Raw genomic sequence first — 15621 nt, forward strand, 5'->3', positions numbered from 1 at the left:
AGAAAACGGGGCCTGCGAAGGCCCCGTTGTCGTCGCGTCAAAACAGCAAACTCAGAGCTTGTGCCAGGTCTGGCTCTTGCAAATCAGCCCACCGAGCACGCAGCCGCTCATCTTCAGCGAGGTCCCCGACAGTGTGGCCTTGCCCGAATACGTCTTGTCATTCGCCGGATCGGTGATGTTGCCGGCATATTTGTTGTCCCCGGTCGCCTTGAGCGAGCCGATGGTCTTGCCGGCATATTTGCCGGTCTTCAGTGTGACGGAGAATGAGCCGCTGCCGCCAATGAGTGCGGTGTCGCCGGCTTGCGTCTTCCAATTGCCTTCGATTGGGTCGGCCCAGGCCGCACCGGCCATCATCACTGTGGCCGCCAGGGCCAAGCTCACTTTGCGAAACATATCTGTCCTCCCTGTGGTTTTCAGTGGGGCGCCCGCCTCTCTGCCCCTTACGCAAACGTAAGCTAATCCAGCTCCCGGCAAAACAAAAGCGGGTGCCGTGAGGGAAGGGTTTGCAATTTTCATGAGGGTCGAGAAAGCGCTCTGCGACCAGGAAATGAAACGATCGGCGCGACGGCTTTGGTTTCTGTGGTTAGCGGAGTGTTGACCGGCGCCCCACAAATTTTCGTCAAATCAGGCGCGAAACGGCGCGGTTGCTGGCTTTGTATCCTTAACGAATTTCCGCGTTTACCTCTTGTTTTAGCTTTGTTTTCTCCAAATTAAGCACGCCATTTAACGACGAATTCAAGGCTCGGCTTCATTCTCGAAAGCATCGAAAGAGCGGCTCCCCAGGGGACACCGGGGGACAGAAAAGGCCCGCTCTCGGGAGCCAGACAGGGGACTAAAATGGCACGTTTTGAAATGCTTGAAGCCGGCTTCGGCGCCATGGGGGCAACTGCCCAGGCCGACATTCTTTTCGAACTGGGCATGATGTATGCGACCGGCCGCGATTGCGAGACCGATGTCGTTGCCGCCCACAAATGGTTCAACATCGCCGCCATCAAGGGCTCGGTCCGCGCCGCCGAACTGCGCTCGGAACTGTCGGCCGCAATGTCCAAGGTCGATATCGCCAGGGCACTGCGTGAAGCCCGCGAATGGATGACCATGCACTGAGATCGCAGGCAGACTATCGAAAACAGGGAAGCCCCGGGATCAAGACCGCAAAAGACGGCTGGAACCGGTGAAATAACAAGGCCGCGACAAGACGGTCGACAACGAAGAACAAGGACGCGGCAGGCCGACACGGTCCAGCCGTGCACAATGGGGACGGTGAGCAGGTTTTCGTGGCGCGGGGGCGCATGGGGACTGCTCTAAGAGCAAAAAGCCACGACCGGCCGGAACAAGGCTGGCGTGGCTTTTGCGTTGATGAGGCCCAATCGAGTGGCGCCGATGCGCCTAGACAGGCCCAGTGAAGGATGAAATTGTCCCGCCTTCTGAAAGAAGCGCGGCCAGAGCGGCTGCGCGAGTGTGGGAGGAGTTCTATCACCATGAAAAAAATGGGTATTTTGAGCGCGGCCATATTCGGCCTGATGATGAGCGCGCCGGTTGCCTTTGCCGATGATATCACCATTTCGGTGGTCGGCCCGATGACCGGACAGCTCGCCACGATCGGCGATCAGTTCAAGCAGGGCGCAACGGCAGCAGCCGACGCGATCAACGCCGCCGGCGGTGTCAACGGCTCGATGATCAAGCTCGACATCGAGGACGACCAGTGCGATCCCAAGCAGGCGGTTTCGGTGGCCAACCGGATCGTTGCCAACAGCGTCAAGTTTGTTGACGGCCATGCCTGTTCGGGTTCGAGCATCCCGGCTTCCGCCGTCTACGCCGAAGCCGGCGCGCTGATGATGAGCCCGGCCTCTTCAAATCCCGAACTGACTGACGCCGCGGCCAAGGCCGGCTGGCCGACGATCATGCGTCTCTACACGCGTGATGACGCGCAGGGCGCCTTCATCGGGCCGTGGATCGCCAAGAAGTATGCCGGCAAGAACATCGTCATCCTGCATGACAAGAGCGCCTACGGCCAGGGTGTGGCCGATGCCGTGAAGGCGACGATGAATGCCGGCGGCCTCAAGGAAGTCGACTATGAAGGCATCAATGCCGGCGAGAAGGACTATTCGGCTCTCGTCACCAAGCTGAAGGACCTCAAGGCCGATGTCGTCTATTTCGGCGGCTATCACCCGGAAGCCGGGCTGATCCTGCGTCAGTCGGCCGAGCAGAGCGTCAAGTTCCAGCTGATCATGCCGGACTCGATCGCCTCGCCGGAATTCTGGCAGGTCGCCGGCCCGGCCGGCGAAGGCACCATGTTCGTCTTCCCGTCCGACCCGCAGGCCAAGCCCGAAGCCAAGGAGGCCATCGCCAAGATCAAGGCGGGCGGCTTTGTGCCGGAAGGCTTCACGCTGTTCTCCTACGCCGTCGTTCAGGCCTTTGCAGAGGGCATCAAGCGCGCCGGAACCGACGATCCGGTCAAGGTTGCCGAGGCACTGAAGAACGGCACGCCGTTCAGCACCGTGGTCGGCGAGGTCACCTTCGACGAGAAGGGCGATCTGAAGAACGCCAGCTACGACATCAACCAGTGGCATGACGGCAAATACGCGCCGATCGCGCAGTAGTCGTCCGCATGCTCATGAAATGGCCGGGCTTGTCCCGGCCATTTTTCGTTTAAGGCCTATGCAGCCTCTTCAACGAACCGCACAAGAACGGTGCCGTCTGTGACCTGCGCGCCCTCTATAGCAATCTCGGCGATGACACCGTCATGGCTGGCCGAGATCGTGTGCTCCATCTTCATCGCTTCCAGGATGAGCAGCGGCTGGCCCTTGGTCACGGCTTCGCCCTTTGCCGCGCGCACCAGCTTGACCAGGCCGGGCATCGGCGCGCGCAGGCTGCCGGAAGCAGCGGCGGCCTCGTCGGTCCGCGCCAGCGGATCCGGGACGAGGAAACTGTAGCCGACCGCGCCTTCGAACACGGTGACGTGGCCCGGCCAGCGGGCAAGGCGAGGGGAGGTGCGAAGATCGTGCGAATTGACGCTGTCATAGGGCGTATCCAGCGCCACCTCGAAGCGCCCGTCCGGCCGCACTGAAACACGTGCCAGTATATCGTCCTCGCCATGGCGCAGGCGCGTGCGCCGCGCAACAGTGTGGAAATGTGCATAGCCGGCAAGCGACGACCACGGATCGTCCGTTTGCCGCAACGCACCGGCGCCGGCCGCGGCAAGGGCGGCCGCGGCAACGATCTCGCCGCTCGGCGGGGCAACCGCGGTCAGCGCTTCCTGATGCCTGCCGATCAGGCCGGTATCGACGTCGCCGGCGGAAAAATCCGTGTCTGCTGCAAGTGCCGCGAGAAAGGCGGTGTTGACGGTCGAGCCGGCAATCTCGGTCTGCGACAACGCTGTGCCGAGCGCATCGAGCGCCGCTTGCCTGTCCTTGGCGTGGACCACCAGCTTGGCGATCATCGGATCGTAGAAGGGCGAGATCGCATCGCCGGCCCGCACGCCGGTCTCGATGCGCATCGTGGCGCCTTCGGGAGCTTTGTCGGGAAATGCGAGGTGATGCAGCGTGCCGGTCGCCGGCAGGAATCCCTTGGCCGCGTCCTCTGCGTAGATGCGCGCCTCGAAGGCGTGACCGGAAAGCGCGATCTCGCTCTGCGTCTTCGGCAGCTTTTCGCCGCTGGCCACCCGCAATTGCCATTCGACCAGGTCGGTGCCGGTGACCATTTCGGTGACGGGATGCTCGACCTGCAGGCGGGTGTTCATTTCCATGAACCAGAAGCGGTCGGCCTTCAGCCCTTGCGAGGCGTCGACGATGAATTCGATGGTGCCGGCGCCCGAATAGCTGATTGCCTTGGCGGCCTTGACCGCCGCTTCCGTCATCGCCTTGCGCAGCGCCGGTGTCATGCCGGGCGCCGGTGCCTCCTCGATCACCTTCTGGTGGCGGCGCTGCGCCGAGCAGTCGCGCTCAAACAGATGCACGGCGTTGCCAAAATTGTCGCCGAACACCTGGACCTCGATGTGGCGCGGCTTGTCGACATATTTTTCGACCAGAACGCGGTCATCGCCAAACGCAGCCTTGGCCTCGCGCCGCGCGCCAGACAGCGCCTCCGAAAAATCGTCGGGATGCTCGACCCGGCGCATGCCCTTGCCACCGCCGCCGGCGCGCGCCTTGATCAGCACGGGGTAGCCGATCTCGCGCGCCTTGGACGCCAGCAGCACGATCTCCTGCGCTTCGCCATGATAGCCCGGCACCACCGGCACGCCGGCCTTTTCCATCAAGCGCTTGGCCGCATCCTTCAACCCCATGGCGCGGATCGAGGCCGCCGACGGCCCAATGAAGATAAGCCCTGCCGCCACCACCTGGTCGACGAAATCAGGATTTTCCGAGAGGAAACCGTAGCCGGGATGGATCGCTTCGGCGCCTGTCGAAAGTGCGGCCACGACAATCTTGTCGCCGCGCAGATAGCTTTCGCCGACGGGCGAAGCGCCGATATGCACGGCCTCGTCGGCCATTTCGACATGCAGGGCCTTGGCATCGGCGTCGGAATAGACGGCGACGGTGCGCACACCGAGCCTGCGCGCGGTGCGGATCACCCGGCAGGCGATCTCGCCGCGATTGGCGATCAGGATCTTGGCGAACATGGAGCCTCCGGGACCAGAGATTGAGCACTGTCCAGCCGGCCTATCCGTGCAAGCTTTCTCATTGCCGCACCCTGCGACGCAGCCCGGCCGTTGTCAAAGCGTCGGGAAGGAAGGCCTGCTCTACTTGGAAGCGGCGACTTCGCAGCCCGCCCCCGTAATGACCTTGTAATGGCTGCGGGCGGCCTCGCAGGATTTCATCGCCCGTTCTTCGGCAGCTTTCTGTGACGGTGCATTCAAGCCCGAGCCGCAGATGATGTACAACGAACGGATGCGGGCATAGGGGGTTGTCGCATAGGCCGAATGGCCGCCAGCCGCCACGTAGGCGTTGTAAGCCCTGGTGCACTGGTCTTTGGGGTTTTTCGGCAAATATGGATAGAAGTGGGTATTGCCCTTGCTTCCCGCCAGCGACGCCGCCGTTGCGATGCCGGTTGTCACGAATATGAGCAAGCCGGCAAGGATCGGTGCGACAGCCCGTTTGATGTTCGCGGATTTCATTTGTTTCCACCCGTTTGGAAAGAACCGAGGCCGACCGGCGCCCATCTATTTGGACGCGGCGATGCTGCACGCCCCGCTGGTCTGGAATTTCCACTTCTTGAGACCGGCCTGGCATGATCTCAATGCAGCGTCCTCCGCCGCCTTTTGGGTCTTGGCGTTCACATGGTTGCCGCAGATGAAGAATTCCGTCATCCGGGCGATCGGAGTGGAAGCATAGGCGGAATGGCCGCCGGCGGCGACGTAGTCCTTGTAGGCCTTCAAGCAGCCCCCGGTCGTGCCGACCGGAAAGTAAACCGGATAGCGCACGTCGCCCTTGCTTCCCGCCAGCGAACCGGCGGCCTCGGCGCCGGGTGCAACCAATATTAGAAATCCCGCAAGTATCGACGCGGTCGACTCGCACCAATATTTTAAAGTCATTTCCACCCAACCCCAACTGCCCAGTGCCGAGCAAGCAATAGCGAATATTTTTTGCGGCCGCCAGTCCGTTCACGACAATTCGCGTTGGCCTTCTTTGGGGAAATTTTTGTGCCATAAGTTCAGCTTTCCTCAACGTCAGCAACAGCTCGTCGGTATAGTTCTGCGGTCTGTTCATCGAAGCAGCAGAAAGTAACGGTTTCAGGCAAGGCATTCAGTGCGAGGAAACCGCCGACGATGCCGACGGCGATCCCGCTAGCCTCGTCCTTCGGATAGCCGTAGATGCCGGTCGAGATCGCCGGAAAGGCTACCGTCCGGCAGTCATGGGCGCGTGCGATTTCGAGCGACCGGCGATAGCAGGAGGCGAGCAGTCCGGCCTCACCTTTGCTGCCACCTTGCCAGACCGGCCCGACCGTGTGGATGATGTAGCGTGCGGGTAGCCTGTAGCCCTTGGTGAGCTTTGCGTCGCCGACCTTGCAACCATGCAGCATCCGGCATTCGAATTCGAGTTCCGGGCCGGCGGCGCGGTGAATGGCGCCGTCGACGCCGCCACCGCCCAGCAGCGAGGAATTGGCGGCATTGACGATGGCGTCGACATCCAGCTTCGTGATGTCGCCGGTGTGAATGCGGATCCGTTCGCCGAGCGCGCTCATCCTACATCCTGAACACGCCGAACTTCGTTTCTTCGATGTCGGCGTTGAGCGCAGCCGACAGGCTGAGCGCCAGCACCTGGCGCGTTTTCGCCGGATCGATGATGCCGTCGTCCCACAGCCGCGCTGAAGAGTAGAGCGGATGGCCCTCGTGCTCGTATTTCATCAGGATGGGTTTCTTGAATTTTGCTTCCTCGTCCGCGCTCCATTCGCCGCCCTTGCGCTCGATGCCCTCGCGTTTGACCACGGCCAGCACGGTCGCCGCCTGTTCGCCGCCCATCACCGAAATGCGGGCGTTCGGCCACATCCACAGGAAGCGCGGCGAATAGGCGCGTCCGCACATGCCGTAATTGCCGGCGCCGAACGAGCCGCCGATGATCATCGTCACCTTCGGCACGCGCGCAGTGGCGACCGCCATCACCAGCTTGGCGCCGTCCTTGGCGATGCCGCCGGCTTCGTATTTCCGCCCGACCATGAAGCCGGTGATGTTCTGCAGGAAGATCAGCGGGATCTTGCGCTGGCAGCACAGCTCGATGAAATGCGCGCCCTTCAGCGCGCTCTCCGAAAACAGCACGCCATTGTTGGCGATGATGCCGACCGGCATGCCTTGGAGATGTGCAAAGCCGGTGACCAATGTGGTGCCGTAATTCTGCTTGAACTCGTCGAACTCGGAGCCGTCGACGACGCGCGCGATCACCTCGCGCACATCATAGGGCTGGCGCAGATCGGTCGGCACGATGCCGTAGAGTTCACGCGGATCGTGAAGCGGCGGCGTGGGTTCCTGTAAGGTCAGGCTTACGGTCTTGCGCCGGTTGAGGTTTTTGACGATGCGCCGGCAGATGGCCAGCGCATGTTCGTCGTCCAGCGCATAGTGGTCGGCGACGCCCGACAGCCTGGTGTGCACATCGGCGCCGCCCAGATCCTCGGCGCTGACGTCTTCGCCGGTGGCAGCTTTCACCAGCGGCGGGCCGCCGAGGAAAATGGTCGCCTGGTTGCGCACCATGATCGTCTCGTCCGACATTGCCGGCACGTAGGCTCCGCCTGCCGTGCATGAGCCCATGACGCAGGCGATCTGCGGGATGCCGGCCGCCGACATGTTGGCCTGGTTGTAGAAGATGCGGCCGAAATGCTCGCGGTCGGGAAACACCTCGTCCTGGTTGGGCAGATTGGCGCCGCCGCTGTCGACGAGATAGACGCAAGGCAGGTTGTTCTGCAGTGCGATTTCCTGCGCCCGCAAATGCTTCTTCACCGTCAGCGGATAATAGGTCCCACCCTTCACCGTGGCGTCGTTGACGACAACCATCACCTCGGTGCCTTCGACACGGCCGACGCCCGCGATCATGCCGGCTGAGGAAATCTCCTCGCCATACATCGACCATGCCGCGAACTGGCCGATCTCGAGGAAGGGCGAGCCGGTGTCGAGCAATTGCGCCAGCCGCTCGCGCGGCAACAGCTTGCCGCGCGAAACATGGCGCTCGCGCGCCTCGTCCGAGCCGCCGCGCTCGACGCTTGCCGCCTTGTCCGCAATGTCGGCAACCAACGCCCGCATGCGCTCGGCATTGGCGCGGAAGGTTTCGGTGGAGGGCGAGATCTGGGTTTGGAGCGTGGCCATCTTGTCGCTTCCTCAAATCTCTTGATGCCGCAGCGGAACCGTTGTATCAGCCCGCGCCGGAACGCCGTGGGCTTTGTTCAGGATACGGCGTTCTCTGGCAACTGACACTCCTCGGAGGCAACGATGAAAAGCATGAATATGCATTTCACAAGCTGTCTCCCTTCGGCCATGGGCTAACGCCGCCGGAGGGCGGCTTTCCACATTCCGAATTCGAGCGAGAGGAACGCGGTGCGTGCAAGCACCGCGAGTGTCATCATGTATGTGCGATTTGTTACGCCGTTGATCCACCCCGACAGCCGGGTGGAGACGGGCTTCTTTCATGCGGCCTGGTACCTCGACCAAACCGGCTGCCCGGACTGGATCCATGGTGAACTGGGAGACCAGTTCGACTGGTTCAATCGGCATTTGCCGCTTCCGGGCCGGGTTGGCCGGCATTTCAAGCGCCGCAACCCGATTTGGGGCATCTGCTGGTTCAATCCGGATGCCAGGGAAGCGATCAGCCGTGCACGCTATTGCGCCTGGCTGATCGAGGAGGGCGGTTTGCCGGTACGATCGATCACCTCGGAGTGCCCGCGCAAGGTTCTGTGGCGCGACGCGCACCAGATCGTCGCCAAGCCCACGCACCAACTGCCGAGAGCATTCGCCTGAGATGGCGGAGGGGAGCATCACACCCCCTCCGCCATGATCTCGCGCCCGATCAGCCAGCGGCGGATCTCGCTGGTGCCGGCGCCGATCTCGTAGAGCTTGGCGTCACGCAACAGCCGGCCGGTCGGACAGTCGTTGATGTAGCCGTTGCCGCCAAGCAGCTGGATGGCGTCGAGCGCCATCAGCGTCGCCTTTTCGGCGGCAAACAGCACGCAGCCGGCGGCGTCCTTGCGCGTCGTCTGGCCGCGATCGCAGGCAGCTGCCACCGCATAGACATAGGCGCGCGCGGCGTTCATCGTCGAATACATGTCGGCCAGCTTGCCTTGCACCAGCTGGAACTCGCCGATCGGCTGCCCGAACTGCTTGCGCTCATGCACATAGGGGATCGCGACATCCAGGCACGCCGCCATCAGTCCGATCGGTCCGCCGGCAAGCACGGTGCGCTCATAGTCGAGACCCGACATCAGCACTTCGACGCCACGCCCTTCCTCATGCAGCAAATTGTCGTAGGGAACCTCGACATTGTCGAACACCAGTTCGCCGGTGTTGGAGCCGCGCATGCCGAGCTTGTCCAGCTTTTGCGCCGTCGAAAAGCCGGCCATCGTCTTTTCGACGATGAAGGCGGTGATGCCGCGCGATTTCCGTTCCGGATCGGTCTTGGCGTACACGACCAGCGTTTCGGCGTCGGGACCGTTGGTGATCCACATTTTCGAGCCGTTGAGCACATAGCGGTCGTTGCGCTTTTCGGCGCGTAATTTGAGCGAAACGACGTCGGAGCCGGCGCCCGATTCCGACATGGCGAGCGCGCCGACCTTTTCACCCGAACACAGCGCCGGCAGATATTTCTCCTTCTGCGCCGGTGTCGCCCAACGGTTGATCTGGTTGACGCAGAGGTTCGAATGGGCGCCGTAGGAGAGGCCGACCGAGGCCGAAGCACGGGAAATCTCTTCCACCGCGATCACATGGGCGAGATACCCCATGCCGCTGCCGCCGAAATCGGGATCGGCGGTGATGCCGAGCAGGCCGAGCGCGCCGAGTTCTTTCCACAAATGCATGGGGAATTGATTGCTGCGGTCGATCTCGGCGGCGATCGGCGCTATTTTTTCCTGAGCGAAGCGGCGCACCAGATCGCGCAGTGCCTCGATGTCTTCGTCATGCCCGAAGCTGAGCGTGTTCGTGTACATGCCGTTCCTCCCCGAAATGGATCTTCGCGCCAACCAGGCGCATTGTCATTGAAAGATATGTCGCCGTGACTTCAGCCATCGACAGCCGCTCGCCCGGCCGGAACCAGACGATGACGCCGGTCATCATCTGGATCAGCGCCATGGCGGTGAGCCCGGTGTCATCGATGCTGAAGGCGCCCGTTTCTGTCCCCTCGCGCAGGATGGCGCGCAACTCCTTTTCATAAGCGGTGCGCATACGCAGAATCTGCGTGAGCCGGTCATGCGACAGGCTGCGCAATTCCATGTTCGAGACATGGGTGGAATGGCGGCGCTCGATGTGGAAGGCGATGTGGTTTTCGACATAGGCTGCAAGCCGCGTCGTCGGATCGGCGGCATCGGGGCGTGCGGCGTCCCAAGCCTTGATCAGTCCTTCCATGTGCTCGCGCATCAGCGTGAACAAAAGGTCTTCCTTGGTCGGAAAATAGCGGTAGAGCGCGGCAGCCTGGACGCCGACTTCGGCCGCAAGCTGGCGCATCGACATCGCCTCGTAGCCGAAGCGCGCGATCAGGCTGACCGCCGCCTCGCGGACTGCCGCCTCCGTCTTTTCACCATCGGATCCGGTGGTGCGCGCCATGAATGCCTCCCAATATCGAGCAAGAATAAAACGAACGTTCAATTAATTCAAGTGAGCAATCGGGAATCGTGTCGTCTATACGATGATCCGAAAGTCGATCGGCGCGTCGCGGAGTTCGAATTCCTCGATCTCGACCTTTGAAACCAAGGATCCCCTTGGTCCTTGCCGCAGCCGTTCGATCATTGTCGAAACCGCCGCATCGGCACCGGCAATCCAGGCCGTCACCGTGCCGTCGCGTTCGTTGCGCACCCAACCTACGAGGCCAAGCTCTATAGCTTCGCGTCGCGCCCACACCCGGTAGYCCACGCCCTGCACCTTGCCATGGACGCGCGCCCGCACTGCCCTTTGCCGATCATCCATCGTCGTCTCCCATGCATAGAGTCTGGCGCACGATCGAACGAAAGCAACAGGCTTGAACGGCTGGACTGTCTCTGCGTCGACGGGAACCCGGCTCGCACCTTCGAGATGAATGACATCGTCCAGTGAATAGTTGACTAAATCAACTAAATCGACAAAGATCGGGCACTGCGGAAATCCTCTGGGAAAGGTGGCCGACATGCCAGCCGATCGAGATGCGTTGGTTGCCGAGATGCGCGGCTTCAACAGGTTCTATACGTGCCTGGTCGGGCTGCTCGATGAGACTCTGACGCAGAGCGCCTACACTTTGGCCGAAGCCCGGGTGCTGTTCGAACTCGGCCACCGGCCAGCTGACGCTTCTGCTGGCCCCGGCGGCGAATCGGGATTTTTGGCGAGGGCCTTCCATCTCGATCTTGCGCCTGTCGCATCGGCCCTTGCCGGCCAACTCCAGCTCCCGCCGGCCCATCTCATGCGGACCCTGAGGAAATTCATGGCCGTTGGCCTGACCGAACTGCGTGCCGATCCGGACGATCGGCGCCGGCGGATCCTGGTGCTGACCGCCCGAGGCAGTGCCGCGCTGGGCACGCTTCAGGCGGCGGCGAATCGTGACCTCGCCTGTCTGACTGCCGGCCTCGCCGATGATGAAGCGGCCGAGCTTTCAGATGCGCTGAAGCGCGTCACGCGGCTGCTCGGTGGTGGCGCGAAGGATTCGCAGGCTCTGCTGACGGTCGGCTGATGCCGATCCGCTTGCTGATCGAGGCCGCCGCTGAGTAGGCTTGCCGCAGGCAGTCCGGTCTAGTTCCCGCGCGCCGCCGCCAGCGCGCCGGGCAGTTCCTCGGCAAGGATGTCGAGCTCATGATCGAGGCCGACGCTGACCCGGATGCAGCGGTCGAGCCCTGGCGCCATCGGCTTGCGGATGAAGACGTCGCGCGACAAAAGGTTTTGCAGCACCTTCAGCGCGAAGGCGCCGTCCTGGCCGCAGTTTATGGTGACGAAATTGGTCGCCGACGGCAGCGGCTTCAGTCCGTTCGTCTCGGCAATCCCCGCTATACGTGTGCGTCCGGCAGCGACCCGCGCCACCACGCTGTGCAACCAGTCCTGGTCGGCAAGCGCTTCGACGCCGGCGATCTGCGCCATGCGGCTAACGCCGTAATGGTTGCGGATCTTCTCGAAATCGCGGATCACCTCAGCCTCCGCCACCGCGTAACCGCAGCGAATGCCGGCCAGCCCGTAGGCCTTGGAGAAGGTACGCATGCGGATGACATTGGGCCGCGCGACATCGATCGGCGGCAGTGCCGAGGCCGGCCCCAACTCGCCATAGGCCTCGTCGAGAACCAGCATGGTGGTTTCCGGCAACGCTTCGATGAAGCGGGAGATATCGCCCGCGTCCCACCAACTGCCCATCGGATTGTCGGGGTTGGAGAGATAGACCAGCGATGCTTTTTCCCTGGCGACAGCTGTGAGCAGGCCGTCCAGGCTTTCCTTGTCGTTTTCGTAAGGCACGGTGACCAGCCGGCCGCCGACACCGGCGATGTGGAAGTTGAAGGTCGGATAGGCGCCGAGCGAGGTGACCACCGCGTCGCCGGGTGCCGCATACATGCGCGCCACCAGGCTGAGCAGCCCGTCAATGCCTTCGCCCACCACGACGTTCTCGGCGCTAACGCCGAGATGGCAGGCCGCGGCCTGCTTCAGATCGTAATTGTCGGGGTCGCAATACATCCACTGGTCACGCGCAACGCTCTCCATGCGGGCGATGACGCGCGGCGACGGCCCGAAACTGCTCTCATTGGCGCCGATGCGAGCACGAAACGGGCGGCCGCGGTCACGCTCCTGCGCTTCAGGCCCGACAAACGGCACCGTAGAGGGAAGCGCGCCGACAAGCGGCGTGAGGGCAGGGCGCTGGCGCATGGCAAAGGCTCACGAGAAATGGGCCTTCTTGCTAGCGTGCAGGCATGTTGGGCGCAAGATGACAATGCCGCACTGGATTTCACCGATCCGTTTTGCTAGCGAACTAGGATGAGCAATCGATTGCCACCCGCTTGGGCCAAGCATCTTAAAACCCAAGCCGCGCCGAAGGGCGCGCCGCCGAAGGTTGGGCAGCCGAAACCTCGGCCCGCACAGGCGGCTCCGTCCCGCGCTCAGGCCGACGATATGATGTTGAGGCAGGCGCTCGAGTTCCAGAAAGAGAAACGATTGCCTGAGGCGGAAGAACTCTGTCATCGCGTTCTGGCGAGAACGCCCGAACATCCGCTGGCCCTTTATATACTGGGGACGCTGGGGATCGGGTACGACGAGGAAAAAGTCCTGCGGTATTTTGGTCGAGCGATCGCGCAGGAGCCTCTAAATCCCTACTACCACCTAAGCCTCGGTCAAGCCTATTTGAGGCTCAGCGAGTTTACACCTGCGATCGAACACATTCAGTACGCACTGGCATTGAAGCCGGATCTGGTGGAAGCCCTTTGCGCCTTGGGCGATGCATACAATTCGTTTGACAAGGGCGAAATGGCGCTGCCGCTCTTTGAGAAGGCGCTCAGGATCGACCGAGATTATCCCGAGGCCCGGTTGGGGCTGCCTCGTGCGCTGGCAAGCCTCGGCCGTATGGACGAAGCCGCCATTCGTCTCAAAGAGGCAATAGATCGGCGCATCGCTGTACCTGCTGCCTACAATGCACTTGTACGCACGCGCAAATTCACTGAAGAGCCACCAGAACTCGCGGCGATCCTGACCGAGCTTCAGAACGCCGACCACGGATCCGAGGGAGCGGCGGCGCTCCATCATGCGGCCGGAAAGCTGCTCAACGACCTCCGTCGCCACAAGGAGGCGATGGATCACTTCAAAAAAGGAAATCAAGCCGCCGGCCAGAGCTTCGATGTGCAATCCTACCGTCGTTGGGTCGATGCCTTGATCGAAACCTTTACACCGGATCTGGTGGCTTCTAGGTCAGCTTCTGGCAATGCCTCGGAGGTGCCCGTGTTCGTGGTCGGGATGCCTCGCTCGGGCACAACACTGACTGAGCAGATCTGCGCCAGCCATCCCAATGTTCATGGCGCTGGCGAGTTAGCAAAGCTTAGACGCACATCGAATGGGCTCGGTCTTAGGTCTAGTTCCGGCATAAGCCCGGGTGAGGCGATCGCATCGATGACTCCACAGCTGTCCAGGGCGCTGGCTGCGGAGCATCTTGCCTACCTGCGCGAGCGGGCCCCTGATGCGCTTCGAATTGTCGACAAGATGCCTCACAATTTCGAGTTGGTCGGCCTGATTGGCATCCTTTTCCCCAACGCCCGCATCATTCATTGTCGTCGCGACGCCATTGACAACTGCATCTCCTGTTTTGTCCTGCAACTCAGTGAAGGGCATAGCTATAGCGCCGATCTGGAGACACTGGGGCTTTACTACAGGGAGTATGATCGTCTGATGCGGCATTGGGACAAGATTTTCCCGGGCCGTATCTTCGAAAACCGGTATGAGACGTTGATTGAAAATCAAGAGAAGCAGTCGCGCCGTCTCATAGAATATCTCGGACTACCCTGGGACGATAGCTGCTTGCGCTTTTTCGACAGGGGCGGCTCCGTGAAAACCTATAGCAATTGGCAGGTCCGCCAGCCGATCTATACGTCGTCCGTCAAGCAGTGGACGAACTACGAAAGCGAGATCCAGTCGCTGATTGAGTCATTGGGCGACCTTGCTAAGGTTTGACAGGTATTGTCTCGACCAGGATCGGCGATTCACATCGGCCGCCCGAGCCGTGGCCACGGAATGGTTGGGGCGCTGCGCCGATTTGCCATGTTGCCGATTGGAACCAAGGCACATGATGGTCGGTGCGTATCAGCAGAAAACCCGGCGGTTGCCCGCCGGGTTCGATTTTGAGCCAGGCTCTGCGTCTTAGAACGAACGCTGGAAGCGGAGCATGCCGCCGACACTGTTCTTCTTGTCGGCGTTGGTGAAGTTGGAGAAGTCGGCGTCGTCGAACTTGCCTGCGTGCAGGTAGTCGACTTCGGCCGTGACCGTCAGGCCAGGAACAACGTCATAGGCGATGTTCGCGGCGACGCCGAGGTTCTTCCATTCGTCATACGAGATCTGGGTGTTGAACGAGGTCTTCTCGTTGATGGTATAGGTACCGCCACCCCAGAATGCCCAGTTGCCGCCCCACTGCTTGTAGAAGCCGCGGCCGTTGGCCGGGATCGCATAGGATGTATCCGTCAGGTTGTCGTCGGTGCCGTAGCCGCCCATGATGAACAGCGACAGGTTCTGCATCGGGGTGATGTCCAAACGAACCTTGCCGGCGACTTCTTCGTAGTTGCTGTCATAAGCGACAACGCCGGTGATGGCGCCCCAGCCCTGCGTGTACTTCACGCCGCCGACAACATGCGGAACATAGCTGTCGATGGTGCCGACGACGCCCGAGCCTTCTTCGAGCGAGACCACGGCCGAGAAGCCGTTGCCGGCATCGAAGTAGTACTGGACGACGTTGGTGTCGAAATCGCCGTAGGGGACCAGCGTATCGTTGATGACGCTGCCGGCGTAGCCGATGAACGTATCGAAGGCCGATTCGTCCTTACCGACGCGCAGACCACCGAGTTGGATCCAGGCGAAGTTCAGCGAGACATTCTTGTTGCCGGCCGGGTTGCCGATCGGGTCGCCGGAGGTGCTGAAGCCGCCGTAGTTGTTGCGGTTGCCGAAGTTGAAGCGGGTTTCGGTGTAGGTTTTCAAGGTGCCGAGTTCGGTTTCCTGGCCGGTCCAGGTCTTCAACGTGAAGCGGGCGTTCTTGTAGAAGGTATCCTGCTCGTCGCCGTCCTTATGGTCGAACGACTTCGCACCGTCGAACGAACCGACGTCGCCGACGCCGATGTCGTAACGGACATAGCCGCCGATGCGCAGGCAGGTTTCGGTGCCGGGGATGTAGAAGTAGCCCGAGCCGTAAACGTCGCAAATCTTGACGTATTCAGCCGGTTCCGGCTCGGCGACGACGACGGCGTCGGCGGCGCGCGCACCGGAAACTGCGATCAGGGCCGCAGCGGAGCCGAGAAGAAGGC

The 15621-nt window shown here is 61.8% G+C and carries 16 protein-coding genes; 5 read left to right on the forward strand and 11 right to left on the reverse strand.

Annotation, left to right across the window (positions count from 1 at the left end; all coding sequences use genetic code 11):
* Positions 1 to 51: 51 nt before the first annotated feature.
* Positions 52 to 393 (reverse strand): DUF2147 domain-containing protein, encoded by a 342-nt coding sequence (locus AC1DZ8_RS32815; RefSeq protein ID WP_477402363.1) that lies wholly within the window; start codon positions 391 to 393, stop codon positions 52 to 54.
* A 444-nt stretch (positions 394 to 837) separates the two neighbouring features.
* Between AC1DZ8_RS32815 and AC1DZ8_RS32820 the strand changes: the two genes are divergently transcribed.
* Together AC1DZ8_RS32820 and AC1DZ8_RS32825 are read left to right on the forward strand one after the other, a co-directional pair.
* Entirely contained in the window at positions 838 to 1104 is a 267-nt protein-coding gene (locus tag AC1DZ8_RS32820) for an SEL1-like repeat protein (RefSeq protein WP_477309725.1), read from the forward strand.
* Between the two features lie 374 nt (positions 1105 to 1478).
* Positions 1479 to 2600 carry a branched-chain amino acid ABC transporter substrate-binding protein gene (locus tag AC1DZ8_RS32825; protein ID WP_477309724.1) on the forward strand — a complete coding sequence of 374 codons (1122 nt, stop codon included), beginning with the start codon at positions 1479 to 1481 and terminating at the stop codon, positions 2598 to 2600.
* Between the two features lie 56 nt (positions 2601 to 2656).
* Here AC1DZ8_RS32825 and AC1DZ8_RS32830 read toward each other — a convergent pair whose 3' ends face one another.
* The 5 genes from AC1DZ8_RS32830 to AC1DZ8_RS32850 all read right to left on the reverse strand — a co-directional run bounded on the left by AC1DZ8_RS32830 (position 2657) and on the right by AC1DZ8_RS32850 (position 7789).
* A complete protein-coding gene (locus AC1DZ8_RS32830) occupies positions 2657 to 4618 on the reverse strand; it encodes an acetyl/propionyl/methylcrotonyl-CoA carboxylase subunit alpha (RefSeq protein WP_477309723.1) in 1962 nt (653 codons plus the stop codon).
* A gap of 120 nt (positions 4619 to 4738) precedes the next feature.
* Positions 4739 to 5113 (reverse strand): hypothetical protein, encoded by a 375-nt coding sequence (locus AC1DZ8_RS32835; RefSeq protein ID WP_477309722.1) that lies wholly within the window; start codon positions 5111 to 5113, stop codon positions 4739 to 4741.
* Between the two features lie 45 nt (positions 5114 to 5158).
* Positions 5159 to 5473 carry a hypothetical protein gene (locus tag AC1DZ8_RS32840; RefSeq protein WP_477309721.1) on the reverse strand — a complete coding sequence of 105 codons (315 nt, stop codon included), beginning with the start codon at positions 5471 to 5473 and terminating at the stop codon, positions 5159 to 5161.
* Between the two features lie 176 nt (positions 5474 to 5649).
* Positions 5650 to 6180, reverse strand: coding sequence for an O-acetyl-ADP-ribose deacetylase (locus AC1DZ8_RS32845; protein WP_477309720.1), 531 nt, complete (start codon positions 6178 to 6180; stop codon positions 5650 to 5652).
* A 1-nt stretch (position 6181) separates the two neighbouring features.
* Positions 6182 to 7789 carry a carboxyl transferase domain-containing protein gene (locus AC1DZ8_RS32850; RefSeq protein WP_477309719.1) on the reverse strand — a complete coding sequence of 536 codons (1608 nt, stop codon included), beginning with the start codon at positions 7787 to 7789 and terminating at the stop codon, positions 6182 to 6184.
* Positions 7790 to 8044: 255 nt separating this feature from the next.
* Between AC1DZ8_RS32850 and AC1DZ8_RS32855 the strand changes: the two genes are divergently transcribed.
* Complete coding sequence (locus tag AC1DZ8_RS32855) at positions 8045 to 8437, forward strand: hypothetical protein (protein ID WP_477402366.1); 393 nt, start codon at positions 8045 to 8047, stop codon at positions 8435 to 8437.
* 17 nt (positions 8438 to 8454) lie between these two features.
* Here the strand turns inward: AC1DZ8_RS32855 and AC1DZ8_RS32860 are convergent, their stop codons facing one another.
* From AC1DZ8_RS32860 to AC1DZ8_RS32870, 3 genes are all read right to left on the reverse strand, one after another.
* Positions 8455 to 9618 (reverse strand): isovaleryl-CoA dehydrogenase, encoded by a 1164-nt coding sequence (locus AC1DZ8_RS32860; RefSeq protein ID WP_477402368.1) that lies wholly within the window; start codon positions 9616 to 9618, stop codon positions 8455 to 8457.
* Positions 9587 to 10231, reverse strand: coding sequence for a TetR/AcrR family transcriptional regulator (locus AC1DZ8_RS32865; RefSeq protein WP_477309716.1), 645 nt, complete (start codon positions 10229 to 10231; stop codon positions 9587 to 9589). Before AC1DZ8_RS32865 ends, AC1DZ8_RS32860 begins: the two co-directional genes overlap by 32 nt.
* A 75-nt stretch (positions 10232 to 10306) precedes the next feature.
* Positions 10307 to 10789 (reverse strand): acylphosphatase, encoded by a 483-nt coding sequence (locus AC1DZ8_RS32870; RefSeq protein WP_477402370.1) that lies wholly within the window; start codon positions 10787 to 10789, stop codon positions 10307 to 10309.
* Between AC1DZ8_RS32870 and AC1DZ8_RS32875 the strand changes: the two genes are divergently transcribed.
* On the forward strand, positions 10788 to 11324 hold the full coding sequence (locus tag AC1DZ8_RS32875) for a MarR family winged helix-turn-helix transcriptional regulator (RefSeq protein WP_477309715.1): 537 nt from the start codon (positions 10788 to 10790) through the stop codon (positions 11322 to 11324). The genes AC1DZ8_RS32870 and AC1DZ8_RS32875 overlap by 2 nt on opposite strands.
* A gap of 59 nt (positions 11325 to 11383) precedes the next feature.
* Here AC1DZ8_RS32875 and AC1DZ8_RS32880 read toward each other — a convergent pair whose 3' ends face one another.
* Positions 11384 to 12496: a pyridoxal phosphate-dependent aminotransferase gene (locus AC1DZ8_RS32880; protein WP_477309714.1), complete on the reverse strand. Its 1113-nt coding sequence runs from the start codon at positions 12494 to 12496 to the stop codon at positions 11384 to 11386.
* A gap of 108 nt (positions 12497 to 12604) precedes the next feature.
* On the opposite strand from AC1DZ8_RS32880, the gene AC1DZ8_RS32885 reads away from it, so the two are divergent.
* Positions 12605 to 14284, forward strand: a complete 1680-nt coding sequence (locus AC1DZ8_RS32885; RefSeq protein WP_477309713.1) for a tetratricopeptide repeat-containing sulfotransferase family protein — start codon at positions 12605 to 12607, stop codon at positions 14282 to 14284.
* Positions 14285 to 14470: 186 nt separating this feature from the next.
* Here AC1DZ8_RS32885 and AC1DZ8_RS32890 read toward each other — a convergent pair.
* Positions 14471 to 15621 (reverse strand): porin (locus AC1DZ8_RS32890; RefSeq protein ID WP_477402373.1); only part of this gene is annotated, 1151 nt, incomplete at its 5' end.

The organism is Mesorhizobium sp. P2_F7, assembly GCF_056403695.1.

What these genes read in the sequence shown, in the direction of transcription:
- AC1DZ8_RS32815 (WP_477402363.1), bottom strand. Translation starts at nt 393, where the DNA reads ATGTTTCGCAAAGTGAGCTTGGCCCTGGCGGCCACAGTGATGATGGCC.
- AC1DZ8_RS32820 (WP_477309725.1), top strand. Translation starts at nt 838, where the DNA reads ATGGCACGTTTTGAAATGCTTGAAGCCGGCTTCGGCGCCATGGGGGCA.
- AC1DZ8_RS32825 (WP_477309724.1), top strand. Translation starts at nt 1,479, where the DNA reads ATGAAAAAAATGGGTATTTTGAGCGCGGCCATATTCGGCCTGATGATG.
- AC1DZ8_RS32830 (WP_477309723.1), bottom strand. Translation starts at nt 4,618, where the DNA reads ATGTTCGCCAAGATCCTGATCGCCAATCGCGGCGAGATCGCCTGCCGG.
- AC1DZ8_RS32835 (WP_477309722.1), bottom strand. Translation starts at nt 5,113, where the DNA reads ATGAAATCCGCGAACATCAAACGGGCTGTCGCACCGATCCTTGCCGGC.
- AC1DZ8_RS32845 (WP_477309720.1), bottom strand. Translation starts at nt 6,180, where the DNA reads ATGAGCGCGCTCGGCGAACGGATCCGCATTCACACCGGCGACATCACG.
- AC1DZ8_RS32850 (WP_477309719.1), bottom strand. Translation starts at nt 7,789, where the DNA reads ATGGCCACGCTCCAAACCCAGATCTCGCCCTCCACCGAAACCTTCCGC.
- AC1DZ8_RS32855 (WP_477402366.1), top strand. Translation starts at nt 8,045, where the DNA reads ATGTATGTGCGATTTGTTACGCCGTTGATCCACCCCGACAGCCGGGTG.
- AC1DZ8_RS32860 (WP_477402368.1), bottom strand. Translation starts at nt 9,618, where the DNA reads ATGTACACGAACACGCTCAGCTTCGGGCATGACGAAGACATCGAGGCA.
- AC1DZ8_RS32865 (WP_477309716.1), bottom strand. Translation starts at nt 10,231, where the DNA reads ATGGCGCGCACCACCGGATCCGATGGTGAAAAGACGGAGGCGGCAGTC.
- AC1DZ8_RS32875 (WP_477309715.1), top strand. Translation starts at nt 10,788, where the DNA reads ATGCCAGCCGATCGAGATGCGTTGGTTGCCGAGATGCGCGGCTTCAAC.
- AC1DZ8_RS32880 (WP_477309714.1), bottom strand. Translation starts at nt 12,496, where the DNA reads ATGCGCCAGCGCCCTGCCCTCACGCCGCTTGTCGGCGCGCTTCCCTCT.
- AC1DZ8_RS32885 (WP_477309713.1), top strand. Translation starts at nt 12,605, where the DNA reads ATGAGCAATCGATTGCCACCCGCTTGGGCCAAGCATCTTAAAACCCAA.